This is a genomic window from Bradyrhizobium sp. CCBAU 53415 (assembly GCF_028128735.1).
Lineage (GTDB): Bacteria > Pseudomonadota > Alphaproteobacteria > Rhizobiales > Xanthobacteraceae > Bradyrhizobium.
Genome location: NZ_LBJF01000021.1, coordinates 1 through 26,698 on the forward strand (window position 1 = coordinate 1; position 26,698 = coordinate 26,698).

General features: G+C 57.7%; 20 protein-coding genes and 3 pseudogenes. 13 read left to right on the forward strand and 10 right to left on the reverse strand.

Annotation, left to right across the window (positions count from 1 at the left end):
* Positions 1-383 precede the first annotated feature (383 nt).
* Together XH87_RS13400 and XH87_RS13405 are read right to left on the reverse strand one after the other, a co-directional pair.
* A complete protein-coding gene (locus XH87_RS13400) occupies positions 384-557 on the reverse strand; it encodes a hypothetical protein (RefSeq protein WP_271587632.1) in 174 nt (57 codons plus the stop codon).
* An 842-nt stretch (positions 558-1,399) separates the two neighbouring features.
* The gene (locus tag XH87_RS13405) at positions 1,400-2,476 is read right to left on the reverse strand and encodes a TRAP transporter substrate-binding protein (protein ID WP_271587633.1); all 1,077 of its coding nucleotides are present in this window, start codon (positions 2,474-2,476) and stop codon (positions 1,400-1,402) included.
* A gap of 173 nt (positions 2,477-2,649) precedes the next feature.
* Between XH87_RS13405 and XH87_RS13410 the strand changes: the two genes are divergently transcribed.
* A complete protein-coding gene (locus tag XH87_RS13410; RefSeq protein WP_271587634.1) occupies positions 2,650-5,292 on the forward strand; it encodes an ATP-binding protein in 2,643 nt (880 codons plus the stop codon).
* 111 nt (positions 5,293-5,403) lie between these two features.
* On the opposite strand, the pseudogene XH87_RS13415 reads toward XH87_RS13410, so the two are convergent.
* A pseudogene (locus XH87_RS13415) lies at positions 5,404-5,676 on the reverse strand (ATP-dependent DNA ligase); the annotation flags it as partial.
* Positions 5,677-5,697: 21 nt separating this feature from the next.
* Between XH87_RS13415 and XH87_RS13420 the strand changes: the two are divergent.
* From XH87_RS13420 to XH87_RS13430, 3 genes and pseudogenes are all read left to right on the forward strand, one after another.
* Positions 5,698-5,928 carry an ATP dependent DNA ligase gene (locus XH87_RS13420; RefSeq protein WP_271587802.1) on the forward strand — a complete coding sequence of 77 codons (231 nt, stop codon included), beginning with the start codon at positions 5,698-5,700 and terminating at the stop codon, positions 5,926-5,928.
* Between the two features lie 140 nt (positions 5,929-6,068).
* Complete coding sequence (locus XH87_RS13425) at positions 6,069-6,239, forward strand: hypothetical protein (RefSeq protein ID WP_271587635.1); 171 nt, start codon at positions 6,069-6,071, stop codon at positions 6,237-6,239.
* A 341-nt stretch (positions 6,240-6,580) separates the two neighbouring features.
* A pseudogene (locus XH87_RS13430) lies at positions 6,581-6,765 on the forward strand (DUF3606 domain-containing protein).
* A gap of 6 nt (positions 6,766-6,771) precedes the next feature.
* Here the strand turns inward: XH87_RS13430 and XH87_RS13435 are convergent.
* Positions 6,772-7,533: a 3'-5' exonuclease gene (locus XH87_RS13435; protein ID WP_271587803.1), complete on the reverse strand. Its 762-nt coding sequence runs from the start codon at positions 7,531-7,533 to the stop codon at positions 6,772-6,774.
* Here XH87_RS13435 and XH87_RS13440 point away from each other — a divergent pair.
* From XH87_RS13440 to XH87_RS13455, 4 genes are all read left to right on the forward strand, one after another.
* Positions 7,501-7,842, forward strand: a complete 342-nt coding sequence (locus XH87_RS13440) for a hypothetical protein (RefSeq protein ID WP_271587636.1) — start codon at positions 7,501-7,503, stop codon at positions 7,840-7,842. The genes XH87_RS13435 and XH87_RS13440 overlap by 33 nt on opposite strands.
* Positions 7,843-8,121: 279 nt before the next feature.
* Positions 8,122-9,894, forward strand: coding sequence for an adenylate/guanylate cyclase domain-containing protein (locus tag XH87_RS13445; RefSeq protein ID WP_271587637.1), 1,773 nt, complete (start codon positions 8,122-8,124; stop codon positions 9,892-9,894).
* 41 nt (positions 9,895-9,935) lie between these two features.
* A complete protein-coding gene (locus tag XH87_RS13450; protein WP_271587638.1) occupies positions 9,936-10,823 on the forward strand; it encodes a phosphatase PAP2 family protein in 888 nt (295 codons plus the stop codon).
* Entirely contained in the window at positions 10,823-11,851 is a 1,029-nt protein-coding gene (locus XH87_RS13455; protein ID WP_271587639.1) for a G1 family glutamic endopeptidase, read from the forward strand. Before XH87_RS13450 ends, XH87_RS13455 begins: the two co-directional genes overlap by 1 nt.
* Before the next feature lie 176 nt (positions 11,852-12,027).
* Here XH87_RS13455 and XH87_RS13460 read toward each other — a convergent pair.
* The 4 genes and pseudogenes from XH87_RS13460 to XH87_RS13475 form a co-directional block, all read right to left on the reverse strand.
* A pseudogene (locus XH87_RS13460) lies at positions 12,028-12,747 on the reverse strand (SOS response-associated peptidase).
* Between the two features lie 84 nt (positions 12,748-12,831).
* Positions 12,832-13,053, reverse strand: coding sequence for a hypothetical protein (locus XH87_RS13465; protein ID WP_271587640.1), 222 nt, complete (start codon positions 13,051-13,053; stop codon positions 12,832-12,834).
* A gap of 142 nt (positions 13,054-13,195) precedes the next feature.
* The gene (locus XH87_RS13470) at positions 13,196-13,558 is read right to left on the reverse strand and encodes a hypothetical protein (RefSeq protein WP_271587641.1); all 363 of its coding nucleotides are present in this window, start codon (positions 13,556-13,558) and stop codon (positions 13,196-13,198) included.
* Between the two features lie 377 nt (positions 13,559-13,935).
* Positions 13,936-14,346 (reverse strand): DUF4429 domain-containing protein, encoded by a 411-nt coding sequence (locus XH87_RS13475; RefSeq protein ID WP_271587642.1) that lies wholly within the window; start codon positions 14,344-14,346, stop codon positions 13,936-13,938.
* 670 nt (positions 14,347-15,016) lie between these two features.
* Between XH87_RS13475 and hxsA2 the strand changes: the two genes are divergently transcribed.
* From hxsA2 to XH87_RS13500, 5 genes are all read left to right on the forward strand, one after another.
* On the forward strand, positions 15,017-15,298 hold the full coding sequence (gene hxsA2 / locus XH87_RS13480) for a His-Xaa-Ser repeat protein HxsA2 (protein WP_271587643.1): 282 nt from the start codon (positions 15,017-15,019) through the stop codon (positions 15,296-15,298).
* A complete protein-coding gene (locus tag XH87_RS13485) occupies positions 15,273-15,632 on the forward strand; it encodes a hypothetical protein (protein WP_271587644.1) in 360 nt (119 codons plus the stop codon). Before hxsA2 ends, XH87_RS13485 begins: the two co-directional genes overlap by 26 nt.
* Positions 15,633-15,649: 17 nt before the next feature.
* The gene (gene hxsB, locus XH87_RS13490) at positions 15,650-17,098 is read left to right on the forward strand and encodes a His-Xaa-Ser system radical SAM maturase HxsB (protein ID WP_271587645.1); all 1,449 of its coding nucleotides are present in this window, start codon (positions 15,650-15,652) and stop codon (positions 17,096-17,098) included.
* Positions 17,095-18,303, forward strand: a complete 1,209-nt coding sequence (gene hxsC / locus XH87_RS13495; RefSeq protein ID WP_271587646.1) for a His-Xaa-Ser system radical SAM maturase HxsC — start codon at positions 17,095-17,097, stop codon at positions 18,301-18,303. The genes hxsB and hxsC overlap by 4 nt, the downstream gene beginning before the upstream one ends.
* 1,275 nt (positions 18,304-19,578) lie before the next feature.
* Entirely contained in the window at positions 19,579-23,430 is a 3,852-nt protein-coding gene (locus tag XH87_RS13500) for a hypothetical protein (RefSeq protein ID WP_271587647.1), read from the forward strand.
* A gap of 196 nt (positions 23,431-23,626) precedes the next feature.
* Here XH87_RS13500 and XH87_RS13505 read toward each other — a convergent pair whose 3' ends face one another.
* The gene (locus XH87_RS13505) at positions 23,627-25,900 is read right to left on the reverse strand and encodes a DUF2235 domain-containing protein (RefSeq protein WP_271587648.1); all 2,274 of its coding nucleotides are present in this window, start codon (positions 25,898-25,900) and stop codon (positions 23,627-23,629) included.
* Between the two features lie 409 nt (positions 25,901-26,309).
* On the reverse strand, positions 26,310-26,495 hold the full coding sequence (locus XH87_RS13510) for a hypothetical protein (RefSeq protein ID WP_271587649.1): 186 nt from the start codon (positions 26,493-26,495) through the stop codon (positions 26,310-26,312).
* Positions 26,496-26,698 lie beyond the last annotated feature (203 nt).

The following is a 26,698-nucleotide window of genomic DNA, read 5'->3' on the forward strand; positions in this document are numbered from 1 at the left end:
GAATGGAAGGCGCCTGTTCAGTTCGCGGCCTGATCCGCTCCGGGCCGTGTGATTACCCCGCGGCCCTCACCGGACGGTTACGTCCGAAGCCGGTTGCCTGCCGGAAGAGCGGAAACCGAACGACAACGAAAGCGAAGAGGCAGACCGCGATCAGAGCAAATAAGATGGCGAGAATGTCAGTGCGCGTCGGGTACCAGCGAGGCCTCCGCATCTTTAGCCCCTTAGCGGTCGGTCGCTAAACCTATCGGCGTACGACGCGTCGGTCCAAAAGAACTCGTGAACGGCAATCACGTCACAGCCTTCTGCCTTGGCGAGCCCCATTGCCTCTACCGTGAAGTTCACACCAGCGAGCAAGGTAGGACCGCGCGGAGCTGGTATTTTCCTTAGTGGGAAACCGCGCGCCCGGTAACGACGCCATCGGGAAATTTGAGCACGAACGCGTATTTGGCCACCTTGGGATTTTCACAATACTGCTTGGCCAACTTGGGACCGATGGCTTTTTTCACCGAGGTGATATCAGCCGGTACATCGGAAATGACAGACGGTTTTAGCGTCATGCTAACGTCAAGGCTTTCTTCGCGAATGTGCCACCTGAAGTCGCAATAGACGACAGGAGATGCCGAACAGGGTGAATGTCCGGTGATGGCCCGATGGCGAAGTTCGGTTTGGCTCAGATATGATCATGATCGGAGGCACACCGGGAATGACACGGCGCCATTCAAACCCGCGCTTTTGACCCAAAGCCGACGATAGCGGCGCGCGGCGAACTACGGAGGATTCCCGCTCAACCATTGTGCCGACGGTTCCTGTACATCCCGCCGAGTGTACCGGCTACCGTCCCAAGGCACAGAGGTGCACCGACCCCGATCATTCCCCAGAATGCGAGTAGCAGGAGGTGAGCTGCCAAACCTTCTCCTATGACGTCACCTCTTAGCCAAAAAGGTGCTGCTGCGGTCACGATCAACAGAGACCCGGCAATTGCGATCTTCATCAAAGATGTTGAGCTTGGATCACGCCGTGCGAAGTGAAACGATCCCCATGCCGCCGCGACGGCAAGGACCGCCCATAGAATATAAGCGAGACCATAGAGAGACAACATCCTCCAATCGACTTCCAACGATGGACTAGGTTGGTGCACAAATCGTCGTCGCTGAGTTTAAAATTTCGAGCAAAATCCGTCCATCACTCTCAGGGCCGAGGTAGCTTCTGGCCCACCTGCGAAGTTGGGCTGGATCTCACGGAGGTCCGTTCGTTGCGACAGACCGGACCAGATTTGCTCAACCGGAGTTCTTCGCATTTTGACCCACAACGGACATGCGAGCGCCAGAAAGGGTATCACTGATTGTTCCGTTGGAGACCCGATCACGCGGTTTCTGGGGCAACACTCCTGTCGATTTGATCAGGCGAGCCTGCGGCTCCCGAGAATGGAGCCTTCTGCAATGTCGCTCCAATCTATGATCGACGGAAGAAACTGCTGATAGCTCGCGTAAATCCTTTTCGAGTGTTCGTCAGCAGTGCTGGCCTCTGCAACCACATCCCTGCTCACCCGATAAAGCTCTTTCAGAATGGAATCGTCGAACTTCAGCACCTTAACGGCGCCTTCGCCGCGAAGCTTCTGCAGCCATAGCGCATTTTTGGCATTGAACTCCGCAAGAGAGCGCGTGTATTCGGCAGCGCTCGCGTCCTCTATCACTCTCCGAAGGCTCGGATCGAAGCTCTCCCATACCCGCTTGTTTATGCCGAGTGTGATGCCGGTCCCTGGCTCATGAAAGCCGGGATAGTAGTAGTACGCCGCTACGTTTTGCAGTCCCATCGCAAGATCCGGCCACGGACCGATCCATTCGCTGCCTTCAATGGCGCCGGATTTCAGCGAGGCCACGATGTCTCCGCCCGGCACATTCACAACGATCGCGCCGAGCCGCCTCAGAACTTCGCCGCCCAGTCCGGGCATCCGATAGCGCAAGCCTTTCAGATCTTGCAGCGAAGCGATTTCGCGCGTGCACCAGCCGCCCATTTGCGTACCGGTGTTACAGCATAGAAGAGGCTTGACGTTATACTGGTTGCTCAGCGCATCCCATAGCTCCTGGCCGCCGCCATACTGCACCCAGGCAAACAGTTCGTTGGCAGTAAAGCCGAATGGCACGGCGGCAAAGAAGCTGAAAGCCGGAGACTTCTTTTCCCAGTAGTATTCTGCTGAGTGATACATGTCGGCGACGCCGGCTCCGACCGCGTCGAAAGTCTCCAGCGCGCGGACAAACTTGCCGGCGCCAAAAACCTCTACCTCGATGCGTCCTTCTGTCGCAGCCGTAATCCGTTGCGCCAATCGGTCTGCGCTGGACTGAAGACCAGGCAAATCTGCGGGCCAATCGGTTACCATCTTCAGGCGTCGCTTGGTCTGCGCGACCCCAGGCTTGGCAATGCTCAATGAGAGGCCGGCCAACGATCCAGCGCCGGCCAAAATATCCCGCCGCCTCATAAGCTTCTTCCTTTCGACACGCGAAGGACGCCGCTCGATGGGTCTGCTTAAGCCAAGCCCGCATTTCTGCTAGTATGGATTTTTACCGGGGCCGGCGGATCGTGAACAGATTAGAGCAGCAAAGCTCGGCCATTGCAACACGAACGACCTCCAAACTCGGAGTTCGCGGACGATTGTTGTTTGCGTTCTTTGGAATCAGCGCCTTCGCCATATTTGGTGCCGCTCTCGGCAATTACGCATTTCAGCAGGTGGGCAGCCGGATCGAGCGCATCGATGCTCGCGTGCCGCAGGTTGTCAGCTCGATGGAGATTTCACGTGCTGTGGATCGACTCATCGCGTCAGCGCCAACGCTGCTTGGAGCTGCAACAAGCAAGGAACGCGACGAAGCCTCGAAGTCGATGCGACCGGAACTGGATCGCCTGATCATCAGCCTTAACGAGCTTGCGCGAGCCGGCACCATAAGTGAAGCCGGGACGACAATCCAGACACTTGTAGCAGCATTGAGGTCCAATCTCGCCGAGCTTGGCGAACTCGTTGATTTGCGCATCAAGACTAGGGAACATCTGGCCGAACTGCTGCAGGCCTTGGTGCAGATTGACAAGGACGCGGATCGCCTGTTTGCGCCGTGGTTCGACGTCATGGAGTTGCGGATCAGGCGTGCCCTGGAAAGCTCGCGTGATGGCAAGGCGGAGGCTGGGGTGTCGGCGAATCCGGACTTGGCGAGCACCATTCTTCTCGACCGGGCAGCGCAGACTGCGCATCGAGGAATTTCCGGTCTGATCGACCAGCTCGTTCAAGCGTCGACAATCGAGCAAAATGCACGCCTCCCCGTAGTTGAATTTCAGATCCGACGGAGCATGGATGATCTCCAGGCAAGAGCAAAAGAGCTGGATCCTAAGCTGCGTGCCATCTTTGCGGAGCAATTGGGGCAGGTTCGCAAGCTCGCGATCGGGCCGGAAGCTGCCCTGGAAATTCGTGGCCACGAACTCGACCTCGTTGGCAAGGCTGAGCGGCTGATCGCCGAAAATACCGATTTATCCGTTCGTCTCACGACTGCGGTTGATCGGCTGGTGTCCGAGGCCGAAGTTGAAATCGGACTATCTGCCAAGGACGCACTCTCGGTCCAAAGATTGAGCGCGCAAGCACTTCTCTCGTTTGCCGTTCTGAGTTTGCTGAGCTCGATCTTGATCGTGTGGCTCTACGTAGGACGCAATATCATTGGCCGATTGATGATGCTGAGCAGCGGCATGCTGGCCATAGCGAGAGGCAATCACCATAGCCCAATCAAAATCAGTGGCCGCGACGAGATTGCCGAAATGGGCCAAGTCGCCGAGGTTCTCCGCAAAAACACTCTGGAACGTGACGAATTGCTTGTCGAGAAGGAACACGTCGCGGACCGACTGGAGCAGCAGGTCAAGGAGCGCACGGGCGAGCTGGCACAATCGGTCGAAGAGCTGCGCGCTCTCGGGGTCGTCAGCCAGGCGGTCAACTCCAGCATCGATCTCGAAACCGTATTGGCCACTATCGTCACGAAGGCAACCGAGCTATCCGGAGCGGATGCCGGCACGATATACGTTCTGGATCGGGAACAGGGAGCTTTCCGGCCTCGCGCGGCGCATGGGATGGACGATAGCATCATCAGGGAGATCAATGATCATCCTATCCGGATCGGCGAGACCCTCATCGGCAGGGCCGCAGAGCAAAGGCAGTCGATACAGATTTCGGATGTGCAGGAAGATCGCACATCTGTTCTGAATGTGATCGTTCGGGCAGGGTTTAGATCTCTGCTTGTCGTTCCCTTGATAGGCAATGTCGATGCCATCGGGGCGCTGGTCGTCCGGCGAAAGCGGATCGGTGAATTCGCGAAGAGCACTGTCGAGCTGCTTCAGACCTTCGCCGCTCAGTCAGTGCTCGCGATAGAAAACGCGCGCTTGTTCGAACGCGCCGAGACTCGCTCGCGCGAGCTCGCCGAATCGTTGGAGGAACTGCGTACCACGCAGGATCGCCTGGTTCAGACCGAGAAGCTTGCTTCCCTGGGCCAGCTGACAGCGGGAATCGCCCACGAGATCAAGAATCCTCTGAACTTCGTCAACAACTTTGCGTCCCTCTCCGCGGAACTAACGGACGAACTGAACGATGCGCTTACGCAGGCAAAGCTCGTTGAAGAACTCCGTACGGAGGTCGACGAACTAACGTCGCTTCTGAAGGAAAATCTAAACAAGGTCGTACAGCACGGCAAGCGAGCGGACGCAATTGTCAAGAATATGCTGCTGCATTCGCGTGAGGGTTCAGGGGAACGGCGTTCGACCGATATTAACGCACTCGTCGAGGAGAGCCTCAATCTCGCCTATCACGGGGCCCGGGCAGAGAAAGCTGACTTCAGTGTCAGCCTAGAGCGCGACTTCGATCCGGATGCGGGTTTACTCGAAGTCTATCCGCACGAAATCAGCCGGGTCCTTCTCAATCTCATTTCCAACGGATTCTATGCAGCGACGAAGCGCAAGGTTGAGGCAGGCAATGAGACGTTTGAGCCGATCCTCCGCATGTCGACCAGAAATCTAGGCACGACAATTGAAATTCGTGTGCGCGACAACGGTATTGGTATTCCGCCCGATGTGAGAGAAAAAATGTTCAATCCGTTTTTCACCACCAAGCCGAGCGGAGAAGGGACAGGCCTCGGCCTTTCAATGACGCACGACATAGTCGTCAAGCAGCACGGTGGCAGGATCGACGTCGAAACGAAGCTGGGTGAATTTGCGGAGATAATCATTACGCTGCCGCGGGGCCGAATGACAGGTGGAGAGAAGGTGGAATGACCGGTTCTGGCCCATCTGCGAAATTGCGCCGGGTTTGACGGAGCGCCGCTGATGGCGGCAGAGCGGACCAGATTTGCTCAACCTGAGTTCTTCGTATTTTGACCCTCAGCAGACGCGCTTCTTGCGCTCGAGGAGCGGCAGCCTGCGCAGGTCTTCGCCGTCCGCGAACATGAGATCGAACGCGCAGTACAGAAGTTTGGCCTCATGGCGCAGGGCATTCTGGAGCAACTGGAAATGGGATGCGCCGTCCTTGCCGATCGCGACGAGTTCGCCATCGATCACGGCGTCCGCTTTCACGCCCTCCAGCGCTTTCGCCACCTCGACGTAGGAGTGGCTGATGATCTTCCCGTTACGGGCGTGGCCGGGCTCTATCTCGGCAAGAAGAAAGGCAAGGATCTGGTCTACATGGGAAAGGTCGGGACCGGCTGGAGCCGAACCACCTCGGCGCAGATCCGCAAGGCGCTCGACACCCTGGTAAGCCCGAAGCAGAAGCTGACCAAGACCACTAGGAAGCCGAAGGCCACATGGGTCGAACCCAAGTTCTATGCGGACATCGAGTACCGTGACATCACCTCCGAAGGTCTGCTGCGGGCCGGCTCGTTTAAGAGGCTGAGCAAAGGAACGCGCCGATCATAGCCGGTCATGGATCCGGAACAGCGAGTTGCGAAGGCCTTGGAAGACGCACAAGGCATCTTGGTTCGGCATGTCGAGCCCGGCCTCAGAGATTGCGAGCAAACCATAAATAAGCTGCTGGATGTGATCGACGAGAAGCCGTCGTGCAGGCGCTCAAGGACTTGAAGATGGAAAGGCCCACAGCAGAACAACTCGACGAGCTCAAGAGGCTCAGTGCACTCGCGCGTGTGCCGGACGAATCGGAGATCGAGACTTCGAAGGAAGAAGCCGAAACCCGGATTCGCGATCTGAAAGACAAGGCTCGGATGGAATGAGACGATCCCAGGACGACATCCGGAGCGAAGAGCTCGATCGGCGAAGGGACGTCGATTTCGGACATCCGGCATGAACTCGATGGACACGTTCGATCCGATATGCCGTGCCGCGTTCACGATGGCCTCAATGACCAGATCATCGAATGGAGCCCCCAAGTGGGCGTCGATGTACCGCCAACACGCGTCGAAATGGGATGAGGGCGTCGTAGCTTGGGACGGTCTGTTATTCGACGGATGGGCTCCATCTTGTGACCACTGAGCCGCGTGCAAGAGAGCTGGCGCGGAACCCGCGAATCCTCGCGGCGTTGCATCGTCATCAAAGTTCGCAAGAGGAGGAGCCGATGGCGGCAGCGAAGAAGAAAACCGCGCGTGGACGCAACCAGGACCGGGCACGCGTCGCCAAGGGACAGGACTACGAAGTCCGCTACGAAGCGAAGAAAACCGCCGCTCGGCATCGGCAGTGAAGAAGGCCGTCAAGAAGGTCGGCAACAGCCGCAAGCGCGTCGAGAAGCGTCTCGGCCGCTAGGCCGCCTCAAATCCGGCCGGAAAACCTTGTGAACGCGGTCAGCCTCTGCACGGTTGGCTCGACTTCCTGCATGTAGATCTGGGTCCGCAAGAACGCGATCTCGTCGGCGAGAGCGGCCTCGTCGACGTCTTTGAACCAGGACTTGGGTCGCCCGTCGCTGCCGTCGTTCCAGCGATAGCCCCTGCGCTTCAGCAAATCCTTGAGCTTGAACGCGCTCTGCTCCGCCCAGACCCGCACCGTCGGCTTGCGCGCGGTATCCAGCAGTAGCGCGAGCGCCGGTGAGGCCGTCTCAGGCAGTTCGAAGGCGAGGACCTCCAGCAGGGCGTGGCAGTCGTCGACGGCCCGGTGCGCCTGGTGGAAGAAGCCGGCGCCGTTCAGCAGATAGCCGAGCTGCGCGCCCGCGAAGCCGTGAGCGCGCCAGTCGATCTCGGTCGCGCTGCAGGCCGAAGCCTTGTGCTCGAACACGGGCCAGTAGCGTTCGGCAAACTTCCTGTCGAAAGCGCTGTTATGCGCGATCGTAATAACTGAGCAATCGACGAAGGCCGCGACGGCAGCAGCGTCTATCCCTTGACCCGCCACGATCCCGTCGGTGATTCGGGTGAGCTCCGTCACCTCCGCGTAAAGCGGGGCAGCCTGCTCGTTGAAGGCGGAGAACGTTTCTCTGACGCCGAGTATCCGCCCGTCGGCCGCGTAGTCGAACTTGACCATCCCGAGCTCGATGATTTCGTCTTTGGCGTGATCGAGGCCGGTCGTCTCGGTGTCGAGCAGGACGCCGGTTTTGGTCTCTTGCCCGGCTACCGGGAACGCCGGGACACGCGGGCGAAACGCTTTATGTCAGCTTCTGGATGGCCAAGCACAGGCCGTATGGTCAGTCAGAGCATTGCTGTTCGTGGCCCTTTGAGATGTCTGGGCCACATGGAGCGCGAGCATGGCAATATCCCGCTTCACGAGCTGCCCGGCCTCGCCGACTCCATGCGCAGCGAGGGGTTGGAGGACAGGGAAGAGATCGTGCGAGCCATACAGGAGCATTTCGGGCTGGCGCGCCTCGCGTCGACGCGGCAGCGCTTCGAGCTATAAGTCAGCTCAATTTCCCGCCCATTCCGCGTCCGTCGACCCGTGGGCGGCGTTTGGCCGTTGGGCATGATCTGGTGAGACCACGAAGTTCCAACTGTCCAGCACTACCATGGCGCTGGCCTCCGCGCGCGCAGCAGTGGGCAGCGGTTAAAATCTAGATCGATCCTGGATAATTGATTCTAATCGATCGCGGTTGCATAACTCTTCCGCTTCGCTCACAATGGCGGGCAAATGTCGAGCTAAATTTGAAGGTATCAAGATATTTCATAGAAATTCAACAATATGAACGCACCCGAGCCGGAAATTCGACGGCGTCTCGCGGCCATCCTCGCGGCCGACGTGGTTGGGTATTCGCGACTTATGGAGGCGCACGAGGAAGACACTCACACCCGGCTCATGCGGTTGCGTTCGGAAGTTCTCGACCCAGGTGTTATCGCGCGACACGGAAGGATCGTCAAAAACACCGGAGATGGTTTCTTGGCGACCTTCGATTCCGCGCGCGATGCAACACATTGTGCTCTTTCACTTCAGGAAGCGGTAGCCGCAAATACGGCGGGGCTGCCGGCAGACCAGCGCATCAGCTTTCGCATAGGGGTGAATGCTGCAGATATTATCTTGGAAAGAGATGACGTTTATGGCGACGGCGTCAACATTGCCGCTCGTCTTCAAACCTATGCGCCGGCGGGCGGCGTTGTCGTTTCTTCCGCCGTTGCGGAGCAGCTTGGCGAGGATTTCAATGTCAACGTGATCGACCTTGGCGACCTGCGCCTCCGCAATATTGGGCGACCTGTTCGCGTGTATGCGCTCTATCCGTCGAAGCAACCTGCGAAGCTTGTAGGAGAAGCTTTGGTGGGTTCCGAACCGCGCCCTTCGATCGCAGTTTTGCCCTTCAGAATGAATTTGTCCGCCCCGGACGAAGGGTACTTCGCGGATGGGGTGGTTGACGACATCATTCGTGGCCTTGCCGGTCTCAAGGAGCTATTCGTCGTTTCTAGAGGGTCTGCACTTGGCTATGGCGGCCGGAATATCGACGTGCGCGAGGTCGGCCGTCAGCTCGGCGTTCGTTACGTTCTTTATGGGAGTGTGCAGAGGACAGCGACGATACTCCGCATCGGCACCGAGCTCAGTGATGCCGAATCGGGAGAGGTCATTAGTTCGGACCAGTACGAAGGCGATCCAAGCGATCTCTTTGCCGTTCAGGATCGAATTGCCATTAATGTTGTGAGAAAGATAGCGCCACAGGTGCGCGAACGTGAGCTGATGCGGACGATGCGCAAGCATCCGCAAAATCTGACGGCATATGATCGCGTCTTGCAAGCGCTCGATCTGTTGTACCGAATGGATTACGATTCGTTCTCGAAGGCCAGGGGCCTACTTGAGCAGGCCATATCATATGACCCCAATCATTTCCTGGCCTACTCCTATGTTGCCTTATGGTACGTCTTCCGCATAGGTGAGATCGGATCGTCGGATCCCGATGCCGATGCCGAAGCCGGCGCCAAGTATGCCGCGGAAGCGATTGAACGCGGCGGCCACGGCGACGCGGTTGCGCTGGCGGTGTACGGCCACGTTCAGTCATTTCTGCTCCGCGACTTTCAAAAGGCAAAAGGGGTCCTGGAACGCGCTATCGTGGCCGGCCCTAGTTCAGCCATGGCCTGGACCATGGCGAGCGCGACGTCTGGTTTCCTTGGTGACGGCCCTGCGGCCGTACGCCAGGGTGAGCAGGGCGTGCGTCTGTCGCCTCTCGACGGCCGCTCATTCTGGCACGAAGGGTTGCTCGGCCAGGCTCACTACGTGAACGGCGACTATGAGCATGCATTGGAATGGCTGCGTAGCGCATTGAGCCGCAACAACCAGATACGTTTCAATCATCGCTCACTCATCGTCACGCTCGGTGCCTTGGGTCGCCGCGAAGAAGCCGCGGAGGCCGCGCACCGCTATCTGCAAATTCAACCGGGGTTCCGCGTATCATCATACGCAAAGCGCTGTCCTTTTCGCGGTGCCGCTCTGGAAACCTGGCTCGGGCACCTGCGATCGGCGGGGCTTCCTGATTAGCGCGTATTGCTGGCGACTACTTTCAAACGAGGGAGGACGTCTTGACAGGTAACACGGGCAACACAGGAAATACGGGAAACACAGGAAATACGGGAAACACAGGAAATACTGGCAACATCGGCAGTGCTGGCTGGATCATTTCGGATCGGGTCGACTTGCCGTTCGTCACGAGGCTTGACTCCGGCGGACGCGAGCTTGGCGCCCTGCGGCGGACTCCGCCTGCCCAGTTCGGCGACCGGCTATGGGCGGCGAACTGGTATGCGTGGCGAGTCTTGCACGAGTTCGTGGCTAATGTGCCCGGCTGGGCGGGGACCGTGGATGCCGACGCTGCCTTCACAACAATCCGGACTGACCTATTGGCCGATCTTAACGGACCGCAACACGAGATAGATAATCTTGTGCTCGCTGCCCGGGATGAACGCCCGGACGCTATGGGACTCATTCTGTCGCAGGACGTCGAGTTCTTTACCGATTTCATGGCGGTGCTGACGATCAGCCCGGCATCGCACCCTCAAACTTGGCGTGTATTAAATATTGCCAGTTTGATCGGATCGTTTGCGGTGTTGTACTTCAAGGGCAAATACGATCTGCCGAGGCCTACACAAATCTGTCTCGCATTGCTGCCGCCCATTCCTGTGCCCGGTCACTCATCCTGGCCAAGTGGCCACTCCACGCAAGCGCATTTGATGAAGAATTTCATGTTGAGAGTGCTAGCCGGAATATCTGCCGCCGACCTCTCCGCAATGACGTCCGATTTGACTGTCCTGGCAAATGAAATCGCTAGAAACCGTGAGATTGCCGGGCTGCACTTTCCCAGTGACTCGGCAGGTGGTGCTAGGCTGGCGGATTTGCTGGACAGCGTCATCTTGGCGACAGGCGCCGTGCCAATGCTGGATTACGCGATTACTGCTGCGGCAGGTGAATGGTGATGAGCGTTAAGCAAATGCAGCCCAAACTTGACCTCGGAATCCTGACCAAATTGGTAGGGGATTCGATAACGAGCAGTTTGCCTCCAACTGGATTTAACCCCTTGACCGCGCCGCAAAAGGACTTGGCGGTGCTTGGTTTTCCAAGGCGGCCGAACCCGGCGCTTCAACCGGCCGAATACGCTGTTTGGGAGAAGATGTTCGATCCGCCGTTTTATTTCGAACAATTGAAGTTCAGCATACTTCCCCTGATCATGATACAGGCTCGGGAGCTTGGCCGACGATTGCCGCGGCGGCAAACGAGCCTAAACTGGTCCGGCGCGTACATTACGCCCAGGGATGGCACGATATTTTCGTCGATCTGGGGATCATTTCAGGTTCCGACACCAAAACAGCCGATTGGAGGAACCGCTAACAAATATCGAAGCTCCACGTGGATCGGTTTCGACGGGCAGCGCCGGTACTACATGTCGACCCTCCCGCAATTTGGCACCGCGCAGAATATCGACGTTGTCATGGGTGTCCCCCAGCCATCGTTCTTCGCATGGTGGCAGTGGTGGTTAAGGACTGACACGGGCCAATCGGTTCCCGTTTCGCTCTCGGCGCCGGCGATTCACGCAGGCGACCTAATCTTGTGTTTGATGCAGGTGGCGGATGATCGCGCCGGAGTATCATTCATGATGAAGAATCTTACGACCAGCCGTGTTGTGCAGTTTTCTCAGGGCGCACCACCTTCGGAGTACTGGCATCGACCCTACAAGGTTTCAGGAGCCACGGCTGAATGGGTAATGGAGAGGTCAGCGGAATGGCCCGACCCAACTCCCTTGGAGCTTCCGGACTACGGCACTGTAGATTTCCACGGCTGCGGTGCGACGGCGGTCAATGTGAATACCGGAAGGACTGTAGATCGTTCACTGTCTGCCGCGAAGCTCATCGATATGTACGCCGTGCGACACAAGCCGGAAAGAACTGAAAAAATCTCGATCGCGAAGCCGATCGACACTATGGAGTTCCTTACGAAGTTTCCCTAATTGAGCTGAGCAAATGCATCATCCAGTTTGATCCGTGCAGCTTCACGAGGTAGCTGCTCGCTGAACCAAGTGCCGAACACGGTCTTTGCTCGTTCCTAGCGGGTAGCAGGCAGCTGGGATTCGCAATCGGCAGAGCTGGAGCTTGTCCACGTGTTCCGCAGCGCCCGTGCAGAACGCTAGGTCGCCGGCGCGGGATCTTCCTTCACGCCGCGGGCGACGATCCGCAGCGTCCCGTCCGCAAGCGGCCCGCTGCAGCCGCAGCGCCTCGTCGGCCGGCGCAGTCATCCAGGTCTCGACCTCGTCGGGCGTCGTCAGAATCACCGGCATCGCCTTCGGATGGATGGCGCCCACCTCGGCGTTCGGTTCCGTGGTCAAGAACGCGTAGAGGTCGTTGGTGGTCTCCCCTTCCTTGACCTTCCTAACCGACGTCCAGTTGGTCCAGAGGCCGGCGAAGCAGAGGAGCGGGCGGGTCTCGTCCAGCGCGAACCAGATGTCGCGGCCCTCGGCCTTGTTGAACTCGCTGAAGCTGTTGAAGGGCACAACGCAGCGGTGCTCCGGTCTCAGCCAGCGCGCCCAGTGTTTGCTCTTCACGTTGCGAATGTTGGTGGTCCCGGAGTCGGGCTCCGGAGCAGTTCCTTGAAATCTACGGCCTTGCCCTTCGCTTGCAATTTTTCGGCACGCTTCTTGGTCGCATCCATTTGAACCTTCGACGACGACGGCATGCCCCAGCGCGCGATCGCGAGTTCTCGTCTCTCGGCACCGGTTCGGATGATCGGTGCCTTGTAGTCCGGAAACACGCCGGGCATCGGCGCCAGATTGCCGACGTATCGATTGACGACCCTGAAGAGAGCGCTAATCGCTTCTTGATTTGTGGTGATCGAATATAGATTACACATCTTCAGTCGAACTCGGCCCCTGGAATTACGATAGCTTTGCCCGATGCAGCCAGCATTTGTCCCTTTTTGGGCCTCTTCGTATCGTTATCGGGGAAGCAGGACGTGATAACCTGATCTAGCCAGGGCGAAAACAGCGTTGGGCCGGCCCGGTTTCGCGTCAACCATTTTGAGCGTAGCTGCTTCTACCAGATGGCGAGCGTGCAGGTCATCCCGCGCTTCGACCCACGCAGTCTTCTGGATGGTGGACGCAGACCATTTTTCGTCACCGGAAAGAATATCGATCGGAGATAATCGGAAGATGGTCATCGGCGTCGTTTCCCATCGCTCGCTGCGCCGGATGAAGGTGAATCCGGCTTGGCGTAAGTCAGGCCAACGATGAACGCGCGCTGGCGATGAGTGTAATGTTTCCCCTCGCTGCACGGTTGGCAGAAAATTGCATCCTTGAGCATCAAGATCGGCGTCCGCGCGGGTCGCCTACTATCACACAATGAAACCAGTGAAAGCCGCCGGCAACGTTTGCACTTGGCCTCAAGCAGATCGTATCCGCGGTTGATGGCCTTGCCGATTGTAGATTGGCTTGCCTGTCGTCGATGACCGGGCGCATTTCACCGGTCGCCCATGCCCACATCAGTGCATTCCACGCCTCGCATTCCAGCCTATCGGCTTCACGAATCTTGGCTTCTGCCGCGCTGCGGATCAGCTTCGACTGCTCGAAGTAGGTGTCATGGAGCCCGTCAGCATGCCGGACGCCCTTTGCTTGAGCTTTCCTCAGATCGCCGGAGAGTGGGATAGGAATGATGCGAGGGGACATTCAGTCATAATCGCGCCGAATCCAACCTCGGGAAAGTCGCTAGGGGTAGGGGATGGGGAAAGTACCTATACCTGACATTGGTCAATGTTTGGCAGGGCGACAGTTGACTTGCCAGGTCAGCTGCCAGGCAGGCTTGAACTGTTGCCACCGGTCTGTTGTCGGATTGACTTTGTTACCTATTTTGGATCCGGAAGACCGGAGATGTGTGGCACTCTCGAAAACAGCGAACGGAGTTTGTCGTCCGATCGATAAGCTTTGGTCAGTTCTCCGACTGATAAGGTTTCTAACAAAAGGTTATCAGTCTAAGAGCCGGGCAGGGACAAACCCATCGAGCCGCGCGCAATATTCTTCTCGTCGTCGCGACGGTGCATCAGCGGTTAACCTCGCGATAGAAGCTTCTCTTTCTCCGCATTGAACTCGTCTCGCGTTAGCAAGCCGCGATCAAGCAATACGGCCAGCTTTTCGAGTTGCTCGACAACAGTTAGCCCTTGTTCTGTCGCCGATAACGAGGGAGGGTGATTCTTAGCGGCGAGCTTTGCTTCTATAAACTGTCGTGCGCTTGCGAATTCAATCTCGCTCGAGAACAAAACGGTGTTCTCATCGTGAGCGGCCGACAACACGCCGCCCGTACTCTCGATAGCCCCGCCCAAAGTGAACTGTATGTAGCCCTTTATGAGACCCGGGGGTTTGAACTGGATTGCGTTAATTGAAGAGAAAGGAATTCGTTTGTCGCCCTTAATCCCTTGTTGGAAGACAAGTCCCCAAATCAAACCACGGCGGATCACCACGCAATCATCGTGCAATTCTAGGTCTGCCCCGCTCCCCCTGCAAGTTAGGATGGGCGCTCGCTCTTGCATCGATTCTATTTCGTTGGCCTTAGCCTCCAATTCAAGAATCCTTTGCCAACGTGGCTTGTTACCCTCCGATTTCAATTCCGATTTCCCCAACTTTCAGAGTTTGAACCGACTTTCTTAGCGTGTCGCTGTGCAACTTAGCGATGATTCGCAGCATCTTCTTTATCCAATGCCACGCCGAGCATCAGCAGCGACGTCGGTGGCTCAGTCCTGTCCTTGGAACTGCTTCCGCGTCTCCTCGGGAGGTGGCCGCCGGGAAGCCGCGTCCAAGAAGTCGACGTCCGCATCGTCGGTTGTCTTTTTGTCGTCTTCAGTCGCTCCCTGCTGGGACGAATCCTTCTGCTCCCTCATTCGCTCCGGGCTGCTTGTCAAACAGCAAAGGTCAGAGTCCAGGGTTGCCGGCATTTGTTGCTCGATTTGTGCCGGAACGGCGCGCTGGCTGGCAGATTCTCGAAAAACAAGCACCGCAAAGTCAATGGCTGGCAGGTTTCGCGCCGCGGGCGGCGGTCTCCGAACAGGACGGTCTTGGCCAATAGAAGTATGGACTTCCCGCCCTCGGAAGTTGTAAGAAGCCTATTCATTAGGCAAATTAAGTGGGGGCTGTATGACCGAAAAATCAAAAGTTGTGCTTTCGCTTGGCGCTGCACTCGCATCGCTCACTGGCATTTCGGTTCAGGGCGCCGAGGCCAAGGCGGTAGTTACCGATAATCGGACCTCGGTGGCGGCAGAAAATACTGGCGATAAGCCTGAAGCAAATGCTTATTATCAAGCGGGGGAAGATCTTCTTGGGTTCGTCATGACGAAGCAGGCCGATGGCACCATCGTCGCAGGGCATAGTTCCCACGCGTCGCATGCTTCACATGCGTCCCATGCCTCCAGCCGCTAAGCTTCCCGCGGCGTCTCAGGTTGAGGTAGCTGTTGATTTCGATTCGAGCATCCAAAACCTGAGCGCTTTGGATTCCGCGGCCTACCGTCTGATCGGAACGGCGACCTGCCAGGTTGACCGGGCAGGCAACCGCTATGTTTGCCGCTTAGTGTCTTCCGTCAATCCGCAAAAAGTAGCCATGCTCAGTTCGGACGAACTGAAGGAGCGGTTTCTGCACCTTGTAGCCGACGAGAACTTGCGGATTCGCTTGGCTGAAAAGACCGACGGCGTTCGGAACGTCATCCTCGCACTCGCCTTCGGGGCCCTGGCCACCAACCAAAATAATGCCGGATAGAGTCCTACCGGAGGACCATGGCGCGGTTTTTATCTCCTGAGACCTTCAGAACGGCAACCGAAGATCTATCGTTGTTGCCGTTCAATTTTGAGCGCACCGGCGCCAACCAGTTTCTTGTCGCCAACATAGTCGGCGATTTTATCCGCCTGACGGAGGATGAACTGAGCAGGCTGGTCGACCTTCGTGTCCGCCCCGGCGACGGTCTCTACGAAAAGGCCTATGCCGCTCATCTGGTCACAGGAACGAACCAGAAGGCACAACGGCAGCTTTTGGCGGCTCGGCTGAGAAGCCGGATGTCGTTCCTGCAGCAGACGACCCCGCTCCATATTTTCGTCGTAACGCTGCGGTGCGAACACTCTTGCCCTTATTGCCAGGTCTCGCGTCAAAGTACCGACCGCTCACGTTTCGACATGAGCGAACAGACCGCGATGCGTGCGCTCGACATAGCGTTCGCCAGCCCGACGGCACGGATCAAGATCGAGTTCCAGGGTGGGGAGCCACTTCTCAATTTTCCGCTGATCAGGAAGATTGTTGCTGCAGCGAAGCAACGGTCCGGCAAGAAGCTCGACTTTGTGATCGCGTCAAACTTGGCCTTGTTGGACGACGCCGTTCTTAAGTTTTGCAAAGCGAACAACGTCCTGCTCTCCACTTCGCTCGACGGTCCCGCCGATTTGCACAACAAGAACCGCCCCCGGCCCGGTGCAAACAGTCACGCTCTAGCTGTTGCTGGAATTCGGCGAGCTAGGGAGATTCTCGGCCCCGACAGGGTCGGGGCCTTGATGACTACCACGGAGGCGAGCCTCGACCGCGTCGATGAAATCATCGACGAATATCTCCAACTGGGGCTGGATGGCGTCTTTCTGCGGCCGCTCTCGCCGTTTGGTTTTGCCATCAAGACAAAGCAATTCGCCAAGTACGACGCGCAGAAGTGGCTTGCCTTCTATGAGCGCGGGTTACGCCGGGTTCTGGAGATCAACCGACAGGGCACCCCGTTCCGGGAGTTCTACGCGGCGCTGCTTCTCACACGGATGCTCTCGGACCGACCCATTGGTTATGTTGACTTGCGCAGCCCCGCCGGCGCCGGCCTTGGCGCGCTGGTCTACAACTATGACGGCAGTGTTTTTGCTTCGGATGAAGGCAGGATGCTGGCCGAGACCGGTGACGACGCTTTCCGGCTCGGTCACGTCGAACACGACAGCTACACTTCGCTCATCCTGTCGGACAAGCTGATCGGCGCGATTTCGTCGTCGCTGACGCAGTGCGCGCCCGAATGCTCGACCTGTGTGTACGAGAGCCACTGCGGCGCGGACCCCGTCTATCATTACGCAACGCAGGGTGACGCCTTGGGAATCAAGCCTTTGTCGGCATTTTGCGCTCGGCAAAAAGGCATCATGGGCCTGTTGCTGAACATTCTGGAGAGCTCTCCGGAAGATGCTGCCGTCTTGCGACGATGGGCCGTCGCATGACCCTTCCTCTCTATGGCACGGCCTCGCAGAGCGCTGGATTTTCCTCGGACAAGCCCCGATCGGTCCTCAGGCTCCGGTCGGTCGACAGTGCCGCTGAACGTTGCGTGGCTGATTTCGCGATCGCCAGAACGCCAGACGATATCCGGCGCGCGATAGAAGCCGATTGGCCGTCCATCCTTGTCGCCTCCGACGGCTCAATCGATCTGCGCGGCACGTTCACTGGACAGCTCGTCGCCGTCCCCTCGAAATATAACTACCTCGCGGACGGCGACGTGATCGGCTTCGATCACGCGTCCAGGAAATTCCGCACGCTCTATCGGCGGAATTCGGCGCACAACTCGTTTCTGGTCACGGAACGGTGCAACAATTATTGCCTGATGTGTTCGCAACCGCCGAAAGACGTCGATGACCAATGGATCCTCAGCGAAATCAAAGAAAGCCTACCCCTCATCGACCCGGCGACCAGCGCGCTGACGTTCACCGGCGGAGAGACCCTGTCGGATTGGGAGGACTTCACCGCCGTCCTGAAGGAGTGCCGGGATCGGCTGCCTGCAACCGCCATCCAGGTGCTGACCAACGGCCGGGCGTTCGCCGACTCCCGGATCGTCGATGCCTGGAAAGCGGTCGGCCACCCGAACCTGATGGCGGCCATTCCCGTCTACGCTTCAGTCGATCATGTCCACGATCACGTCGTGCAGGCCAAAGGTGCGTTCGACGAGACGATCATGGGCATCCTGAAGCTCAAGGACCGGGGACAACGGGTCGAAATCCGCGTCGTCCTGCATGCATTGACCGCGCCGATCATTGAGGACACGGGTCGGTGGATTGCCCGCAATCTGCCATTCGTCGACCACGTGGCGTTGATGGGGCTTGAGAACACGGGATTTGCAATTGCAAACGATGCCATGCTCTGGATGGATCCGGTGGACTATGGTGACGGACTCGCGAGGGCCGTCGATCACTTGTGCGCCGCTGGAGTCAACGTGTCGGTGTACAACCTTCCCAAGTGTGTTCTTCCAAAGTCTGTTTGGCCGCACGCGTTCCGGTCGATCTCGGATTGGAAAAACGGCTTCATAGAAGAATGCGATGGCTGCGACGAAAAGAACGCCTGCAGCGGCTTTTTTACGACCGGCCGTCCGCGGTTCAGCCGCGGCGTACGCGCGATCACTTCTAAAGGAGAAGAATCGACTGCGGGAGTGGAATAGCAGGCCACGGCGCCAGGAGAACGAACATGAAGATCGGCATCGGTCTCTTCGCTGCTGCGGTTGTATGCGGCATCTCCGCAGCTCCAGTTCGCAAAGACTGCGGAGGAATGGGCGGCGGAGTGGCACGCTGACAGGGCCGGGAATGCAGGCCTGGGGACGTGACGGAAAAAGCGTACGTCGACACAATGGAGCGGAGCCGGCCGCCTTACCGGGAACTGATAAGGTTTGGTCGCAAACGGAGACAGGATAAGAAAACTGCCAAAAGCTTATCAGTGGCCAGGTTCGATTCTCTTCAGCTGCTCCAATGCCACCCGAAGATCCCAACAAAATTCGCGAGCAATCAAGAAACATGGACTTTTGGACCACGTTGGCCGGCAAATTGCGGCCTCCTGCCAAGCCCCCGGCCTCACGCGGGTATGCGGGGGAAATCGCGTTTCAGCTCCCACGCTATAGGCTTCGCGAATTTGACCCTTATGAATTGGTCGAGAGTATAGGACGGAAATACAGCGATTGGTCGCCTAATCTGGTCCAGGAATCGACTAGCTTAGCGGGCAAGGATTTTGGGGGACGTTGATGAGAACGATTGCTCTACTCTTTGCTTTCATGGCAGCTCTGCCTGCGGCTCGCGCCGAGGCTCCCGCCAAAACGATATCTCCCGAGGAAGCCGTGAACCAATATGGGAAGTTGGTCACCGTGAAGAGCATTGTCTCGGCGGACACGACATCGGGGCGAGGGAACAGGTTTCTGAATATGGGAGGAGCGTATCCAAACCAAGCCTTCACCGGCTGGATACCTTCCAAAAACGCGAGGGCCTTTTCTGGCGTGCCTAATGTTACAGGTAAGACGTGCGCAATCACGGGCGAGGTGCAACCCTATAAGGGGAAGCCGGAAATCCTCCTAAATTCGCCATCGCAGGTAAGGTGTGAATGATAGGGATGGCGATCGCGGGACTCTTCGTGTGAAGGGAGACCCGCGCAGCATTCTGCGGTACCTAGACGTCCTGATGTGCCAGCGGTTCAGATTTCCTCGTACAGGAAAGCAGGATGCGTACCCCGCGGTAAGGAACCTGTTTGGTAAGGAATAAACCACGGGTATTACCGGGTGCGTTTAGCACTTGACGTGCCGCGCAAGTACTGCAATTTGCTGTTGTTTTTTCTTTGATGCGTTTGGGTGAGCGAAATGCGCAGAAGTCTCCGCGCCTTCGGGTTTTGTCTTATTTCCTGCCTTGGGTATGTGGCTGCAATTCCATCGTGTCACGCCCAAGGGGCTCGAGACATGATCAATGTTTTCGGTGCGATCATGCAGACTGCGATTGCCGAGGCGACGCAGGCAGAGTGGCGTAAGATTGGGCCGGCGAGCCAAGCCTGCGTGGATGGTACTCTTAGACAGCGAGGCCTCAACCTTCAGACTCTCGTTAGCAACGGCGTAGTGCCATCGGATAGCCGGATCGCGAATATTGTCACGAATTGCCGATCTCACGCAGACGCGCAACAATTCGCGAACATCAGACTTCAGCCGCCCAACGATGCCGTTCGGACTGATGCCCCCCGATCCGTGCAGCCGTCCAAGTACCGTGTCGATAAGGTTGCCCTGGGTAGCATTGTAGAATTCGAGTCGGCGAACTATCGAGAGTATCAGTGTAAGCCGAGTGACCAGTTTTCGGGATTTACGTGGTGCCAGAAGCAACGAACAGAGCGATCACCACGGGGAGATTACCTGTCATCCTACAGCCTCTTGCATAGCCAAGTTGGACGCCTTTCATATCTAAATCGATATCTTGAGCCGGCTTTCTTCGACCCTGGTGAGGTCAGTGGGGACATTGAGCGGCTGACACGCGCGTTCGGAGAGCAACCACGAACCATCGAGATGCCGCGAAACGTCCCTAATGTAACGGGCGTCATAGCGTATTGGGGCGCAGCCTCGCTTGAACCGTTGGATGCGAGTGCCATCGTTGCGTTGTCAGGCGGCCGCAGCCCGGGTGGAATTCTGATAGACTTCGTCGGCGACTTCCAGCAATCAATCCGTCAGAAGCTGCCGATCTATCGCGTGTCCGGCGGTGCGGGCTTTGTCTGGGCCGAAAGCCATGATTCCGACGGGCGCGGCCGGCTACGATTTTTTGCGATAGATGCGTCGAGCCTTTCGAATAGCCCAACTTCAGAGGCCACGCAGGAGGCATCGACAGCGACGCCCACCGATCCATGGAAGGATTGTCAGTCTTCAAGACCTGAAACGCGCCTTGCAGGCTGTACGAAGGTAATTGAGGCGAGAGGCCTCGACCGTGTCCGACTAGCTGATGCTTTCGACGGCCGCTGTTCTGCTTACAATCAGACACAGCAGTATCAGTCTGCGCTAGCGGACTGCAAAGCCGCGATTGATTCGAATCCGAGGTATTCCTACGCGTATGCCAACCTCGGCGCCAGCTATTTAGGCCTCAATGACACGGCGAATGCCCTGACATCGCTGAACAAGGCCATTGCCCTCAAGAGCAACTTTGTATGGTCTCGTCTTAGCCGTGCTAAGGCTCGCGCTGCCGCGGGCTCAACTCAAGAGGCGCTCCAAGACTACCAATACGCCCTGCTAATAGATCCTACTAACCAAGCCGCCAAAGACGGCCTGCTGACCTTAGTGGCGCCGGATACCGCGACACAGGCGCCCGAACCGTGCCTCTCGGGACCGGCAGACGGCAACTCGGGCGCGGCGGGATCTGATATCTCGCCAGTTCGAAAGTTCGACGTGACGATCAGAGAAATATCGTCGGTCGTCCAGAATTATCGAGAGCAATTGAGCCGTTCGCAGGCCAAGGTCGATCAGTTATCGCGGGACAAGGACGCCGGCGAACGAAAGCAGCAAGCTCTCGCAGGTTCGGCCGAAGATCGCAAGAAGTTGCTCAATGATGTTCAGCGCATGACGGAAGCCGCCGCAGAGAGCCAATCGAGATTTGATGATCTTGAGCAGCGGTTTTCCGAGCAGGAAGACAAGTTGCGTCGGCTCGAGGCAACCGGGGGCAGCAAGCCGCTATTGAAGGAAACTCGGCAATCAATCGCAAAGTTGCGCGCGGCTCGCGCAGATGCCGAGCGAGAGCTCCATCGAAAAATTGGCGATCGAGATGAGGCTATTTCGAATGCTCAACGGCGAGCCGCGGAGATGGCGGCGCCATTGGCCGACATCAGGAAGATCGACATCGCCAAGGACGCTGCTGAAAGCTGCGTAAGACAGATCAAAGCTGGTATTGACGCTCTCGATCAGAAGGCCGACGACCTTCAGCAGAAGGAGCGGGTTCAAGCCGCTGCAGCATTGCGGCTGAACGGGGAGCATCTCATTGCCGATCTAACTGAATTCGCGCAGAAAAATTCGAGCCTTGTTCCGCTGGAGATCGGTCCGCTTGTTGTCGCGTTGAAAGGGGCGTTGTCCGGTCACGACAACGACAAGATATTGAGTGCGTTTGACAACCTCCAAAAGCGGCTCGATGAAGTTCCCGAGTTCAAGCGGTACGGCGCGTCCAGGGAGGAAGCCAGACAGCAGGCCGCCAAGTCCGAGCTGGACCAACTTCAAGACACCGCTCGGACGATATCGGAGTTCATCGCGAGCTATGTGCGGGCAAATATCACGTCGGATGCCGCACAGGATCTGCTCACAGTCCGCTCGCAGTTGCTTGATGTGCTCACTGAACCTGACGCTGAGTCGTTGAAGGCCGCCATTGCGCAAGCCGAGAAGGATCTCGATCGACTTCACGTCGAAGCTGCATATCGCGAATATCGCGGAAAACATCCGATACAAAGTCGCAAGGAGTTGCCTACCGCGACGGACCGCAATCGCTATCTCGTGTTGGGCCCGCTCGACGAAACACTCGTCTTGGTCAACGAGAGTGGACGCGCAGGGGTGGTTCGCAACCTGCGCGGTGACCTTGTGTTTGACAACGGTAAGGCCACGATGTGCTTTGCGCATGACGACAATCTTGATGCTTTCGCCACTTTGGAGCTGAAAAAGAAGATTGCTGACCGGGGGGTGGGAACACTTAACGTGCTCGCCGGAGTTTGCCAGCCGGCTGACCTCGACAAGTATGATCTTATTGGGGTCAACCGGGGTCTCCTCGCTACGGCCTCTCCCGAAATAGCTGCGTCGATCCTCGCCGCATCGGATAGGGGCGACTTTACCTTGCTTGCGAGTATTAGCGAACGAGAGCTTCAGGTCGCTCGAAACGGCGACAGCATTAGAAGCTTGCAGTTCGAGAACGACCTGTTGAACAAGGCTGTCAATGGCTTCGGCGTTGTCGCCGTGAAGAACAGTAACTCTGTGGTCTGTCAAACGGTTCCAGATCAGCCAAAGGCTCATGAATCATTGCTGTCACGCAACGCGGACCGCTTTCAATTAGAGTTTGGTGCGCCCGCGGCGACCATTTCGACCTCGATCGAAAGTGCATTCGTAGCCGCGAAGAGAGGTCAGTGCGGTGCGATCTATGGAGCAGCTAAAGACCTACGGGAGCTAATCACAAGCTTGCAACGCGACAAACTCAGCTATCATGTCGTACCGATTTGGTTTTCGGCCGGAGATGTTGACGCCGAGCAGGCTAAGATTGCGGACCGCGTGGCTAGCGAGATGCGTGCGCAGGCGGCGCTAGAGCAAAAGAAGCGCGATGATCAGGTGCGCCGCGATGCCGAAAGGAAGCAAACTGACGCTGAGAAGGCTGAGCGTGAGGCGCAGTTGAGGCAACAAAATGGATCTCGTGCGCGCGGCATGGCCGACTCAATCCTCTCAAGGATAAAGACGTTTTCGTCGGGGGCCGGCGATGGAATGCGCGTCGCGCAAGAATGGCCTACCTTGGCAAGGTGGTTTGGTGATCAGAGACGGCAAGATTGGGAGCTTGAGTCTGTGGGTGGAGATCTCCAGGACTTTGGCGTCGTTGAATGGAAGAACCGCGTGCTGGAGGCAGGGTTTGTCGCTGTGCGCTTCAAGATGAAGCAGCGAGCTCTGGGAGAGTACCAGGAAAAGTGTTTTTCGGTTGGCTATACAGCCGACCGCGAGTTTGATGTTGAGCGCGATCCGATAGCCGTCCCTTGCGAGGACGAGAGCTCTGTGAACAGGTACAAGGTTGGCCACAGTTTCACGAGCAAATGGTTTGCGCACTAGGACCGCAGGCAAAAGGCAAGCAATTGATCTCGCTGGGGCTGACAAGGTTTGTCCGCGAATGGCGTCAGTTCGCGGACTGATAAGGAAATATGCGAAAGCTTATCAGTCGAGCATCGCTTGTCCCCGAAAGCCACCGTAGTCCGCGCGGCGAGCCGGTTCGCAGCGCACTGAAAGACGCCGGGCAGCCACTAACTATCTAAAGGAGTCTGATGGTCACGTTGGCCTTTCCCCGGTGGCGCTCTCCCCGATAGAACCAGTCGTAGAGCCAAGGCAGACCGATTACGCCATCGTTGACGTACAGGAAGATCTCGCCGCTTCGTCGAGCGGTGAACTGATCCCTGTAGACTTGGGGGCTGGTGCTTGGGACCGGCTTGGGGTCCAGGAAGTACTCATCGACGCCGGTCTCGCCGAGACGCGCGATGAGCCGGTACCACGGCCGGAACAGAATCCGCCGGAGCAGGATCGTCGCATAGCCCTTCACTTCATCGAAGCCCCGCATGGTCGAGGTCCGGTAACCTACCGGCGTAGTCGGCTTGTCATCGTCCTGCCATGGCTCGCTCTCACTCATCGTGACCGCGATCTCGTACTTGAAACCTGCTCGAACGGTCAGGTGTGTAGGTGCGCACACTTTGCTGGTATCAAACTCGCTTCCCACCTGCGGTATGCCCTTGTCAACGGCGAGAAGCAACGGCGGCGGTGTGCCTTTGCAGAATGCGCCCATGGAATCGGCCACGTTGAAAGCAAAGTGGCTCAAGGCCGTCGTGCCGTACCAGACCATAAGGAAGGCCAACAAGAAAGGTGCGACATGACGGCGGCTCGCATTGAGAACGGCTTGATATACCGGATGGGTTCGGAACGCGTAGATCGCACTATGGACAGCACCCGACAGTGGTGTGGGTGAGGCGCGGTTCTGCCAGATAATCCGCATGCCGTCGCGGATGCGTGCGCTAAGCGAATTGCCCACGCCCACGAGTAGGGCGACGGCAATGCCGCCAACGACGAACCACTCGGGGTTGGCGGCGTACCAATCCGTCCACCAATGGAAGGCGCGCGGCAGGAACGATTCGAGAGCTCGGACAGCTTCGGACACCATCCGGATGCCACTCTCGTACTCGTGGGCCGGACGTAAGGGGTGGAAGAGCCAAAACCCGACAAGATGCAGAGTTGCTGCGAGCGTCGCGAAATACGCGATACGGCGCATCCAGACGAAGTTCCAAAGCTTCTCCTGTGCGACGTAACGCGCCGAGGCGCCTGCCGCTGTTTCGAAGGTGCCCTGGCTGAGTGGCGTAAGCTTGCCGTTGCGGGAGACGACGAGGTAATCCGCCGGCAGGCCGATCGGCGCGTAGGCGTTGCAGCCGCTGTCGATTCGGTCGAAGACGCTCTCGTGGATCTTCGGCATGGGGATCCTGACATCGACATACGGATCATTGCAAAGGTCGGTGACCTTGCGCGGACCGTAGCGATAGTACGAGCCTAAGCCCGAGCGGGAGTCGTAAAGTCGTCCGTCCTTGTCCTGGGACGAGCTGATCCATTTGATGGAATCGGGGTCCGCGAAAGGCGCGTTTTTGAAGATCAGGCCACGCTTGATCGCCTCATCCACAAGCCAGTTGAGGGGAACGAACGCCACTGCGTCATCGGGATAGCCGCCACCCACGTTGGCGTGCATGCCGACGAACCAGACCTGGACCAGCCGTTCGTCATCGATCGTGGTGGGGACGGCGGGACTCGATTCGCCTTCCTCGGTCCATAAGACGGGATGGAAGGTGGTGCGCTCGTCGTCGAGCGCGAGGGCGTGGCGGGCGCATTTCACGCGTGGGCTCAGAATGCGGTTTGGAAGCTCAAGAGGCCAGACCCAGTTGCTGACGCCACGAGTCATTTCATCCAGGGGAAAACCGTAGGCCGCCACGGTGTCCCAGACGCCGATGAAATCGATTGCCGGAACGTCCTTTCGGACGATCTGCGCATAGGACTTGTTGTGCCGGAAGAAGTCGAGGATGGGGACAAGGATGCTGTCGCGAAGGGCGCGGAAAAGAACCTCGATTCGCCAAACGGAGTGATATCCTTTAGCACGATAAGCGCGGTAGGCCTTGACTGCGCCGTCGTGCAGTTCGGATTCAGTGTCCGCGATTACCAATCCTTGCTGAAGGATTAGGGCGGCGAGCACGCGAACGGTGAACGCGCCCCGGCTGAAGCCGAAGAGGTAGATCTTCGACTCGTTCTGATGATCGTAGTTGCGGCAGATGAACTTGTAGGCATCGAGAACGTTGCGTTTGAGCCCGAAACCGAACGCCCCGCCGAGGATCGCCAAAGGAAGGAACGACGATGTGCCAACCCCGTCGTCGTACTTTGCAGCCTGAGTGTTGCCCTGGAGATCTAGCGCCTGAAAAATCCGCCACACGTTCGTGCGCCAGACGCTCGAGGCGGCGTTGCCGGTGCCGTCGGAAAGAATGATGATCGCTGGGCTGGCCATCGGAAGCGCCTCATTGAAAAGAGCTGAACGAATGCTGTAACCCTAGCAGCCGTGCGTATAGTTTCAACCGTGGATAGTTGGTATAAAGATTTGCATGCACTGCAATACCAATGGAGCATCCGCCGGGGTCCAACTGGGTGCGACGCAGCTCCACCCAGTGAGCAGGGTTCCGAGGGGGCGCTCCAGTTTTAATTAACGATGAGCGTGTCGACGGGGCGTCTGGCTAAACGTCGGACTCACCTCGACACCAGAGAGAGTTTGTCCCGACTACTGAATGCGCGCCCCCCAGTGCTCGCACTTTTGCAAGTTGAGCCGCGATTTCGCGGGCTTGGCCACACTCGTGCGGTGCGCCACGATCAAGCCACTCACTTCCTGGTTCGTGGCGGGACTCGCGGGCAGGTAATGTCTCTCAACGAGCAAATTCGGCTTGTTTGGCTGCCGCGTCGTAGATCTTGATCTGAATGGATGGAAATCTATCCTGCAGCTCGACGGCAGCTCTGCGCGCGCCTTCTCTGGTGGAAAAGGTCGTTTTCGCGTGGCCGTCCACAATGAGTGCGAATCCTTCGAGCGGAAGGTCGTGCAAGCGCTGATGCATGTAATGAAATCCCCCTGGCCGGAGATTTTGGCGTGAGTCGCGACCCGATTTCAACCGGTGAAGCCGTCTGGCGTTCCGCGGTTCGACCATAGGATCGGTGCCTTTGAGCTTGGCTCACCAGCCAGCTAGAGTGCTCTGAATTCGGTGATCCTTCGCCGTCGGCTTCAATCTGTTCAAGCATTCCAATACGATCAACCGGACCG

Bases quoted from the DNA above. Each gene is read 5' to 3' on its own strand.
- XH87_RS13465 (WP_271587640.1), bottom strand. From the start codon at position 13,053: ATGACCATCTTCCGATTATCTCCGATCGATATTCTTTCCGGTGACGAA.
- hxsA2 (WP_271587643.1), top strand. From the start codon at position 15,017: ATGACCGAAAAATCAAAAGTTGTGCTTTCGCTTGGCGCTGCACTCGCA.
- XH87_RS13500 (WP_271587647.1), top strand. From the start codon at position 19,579: ATGATCAATGTTTTCGGTGCGATCATGCAGACTGCGATTGCCGAGGCG.
- XH87_RS13505 (WP_271587648.1), bottom strand. From the start codon at position 25,900: ATGGCCAGCCCAGCGATCATCATTCTTTCCGACGGCACCGGCAACGCC.
- XH87_RS13445 (WP_271587637.1), top strand. From the start codon at position 8,122: ATGAACGCACCCGAGCCGGAAATTCGACGGCGTCTCGCGGCCATCCTC.
- XH87_RS13405 (WP_271587633.1), bottom strand. From the start codon at position 2,476: ATGAGGCGGCGGGATATTTTGGCCGGCGCTGGATCGTTGGCCGGCCTC.
- XH87_RS13485 (WP_271587644.1), top strand. From the start codon at position 15,273: ATGCGTCCCATGCCTCCAGCCGCTAAGCTTCCCGCGGCGTCTCAGGTT.
- hxsC (WP_271587646.1), top strand. From the start codon at position 17,095: ATGACCCTTCCTCTCTATGGCACGGCCTCGCAGAGCGCTGGATTTTCC.
- XH87_RS13510 (WP_271587649.1), bottom strand. From the start codon at position 26,495: ATGCATCAGCGCTTGCACGACCTTCCGCTCGAAGGATTCGCACTCATT.
- XH87_RS13470 (WP_271587641.1), bottom strand. From the start codon at position 13,558: ATGTCCCCTCGCATCATTCCTATCCCACTCTCCGGCGATCTGAGGAAA.
- XH87_RS13455 (WP_271587639.1), top strand. From the start codon at position 10,823: ATGAGCGTTAAGCAAATGCAGCCCAAACTTGACCTCGGAATCCTGACC.
- XH87_RS13420 (WP_271587802.1), top strand. From the start codon at position 5,698: ATGGGAAAGGTCGGGACCGGCTGGAGCCGAACCACCTCGGCGCAGATC.
- hxsB (WP_271587645.1), top strand. From the start codon at position 15,650: ATGGCGCGGTTTTTATCTCCTGAGACCTTCAGAACGGCAACCGAAGAT.
- XH87_RS13400 (WP_271587632.1), bottom strand. From the start codon at position 557: ATGACGCTAAAACCGTCTGTCATTTCCGATGTACCGGCTGATATCACC.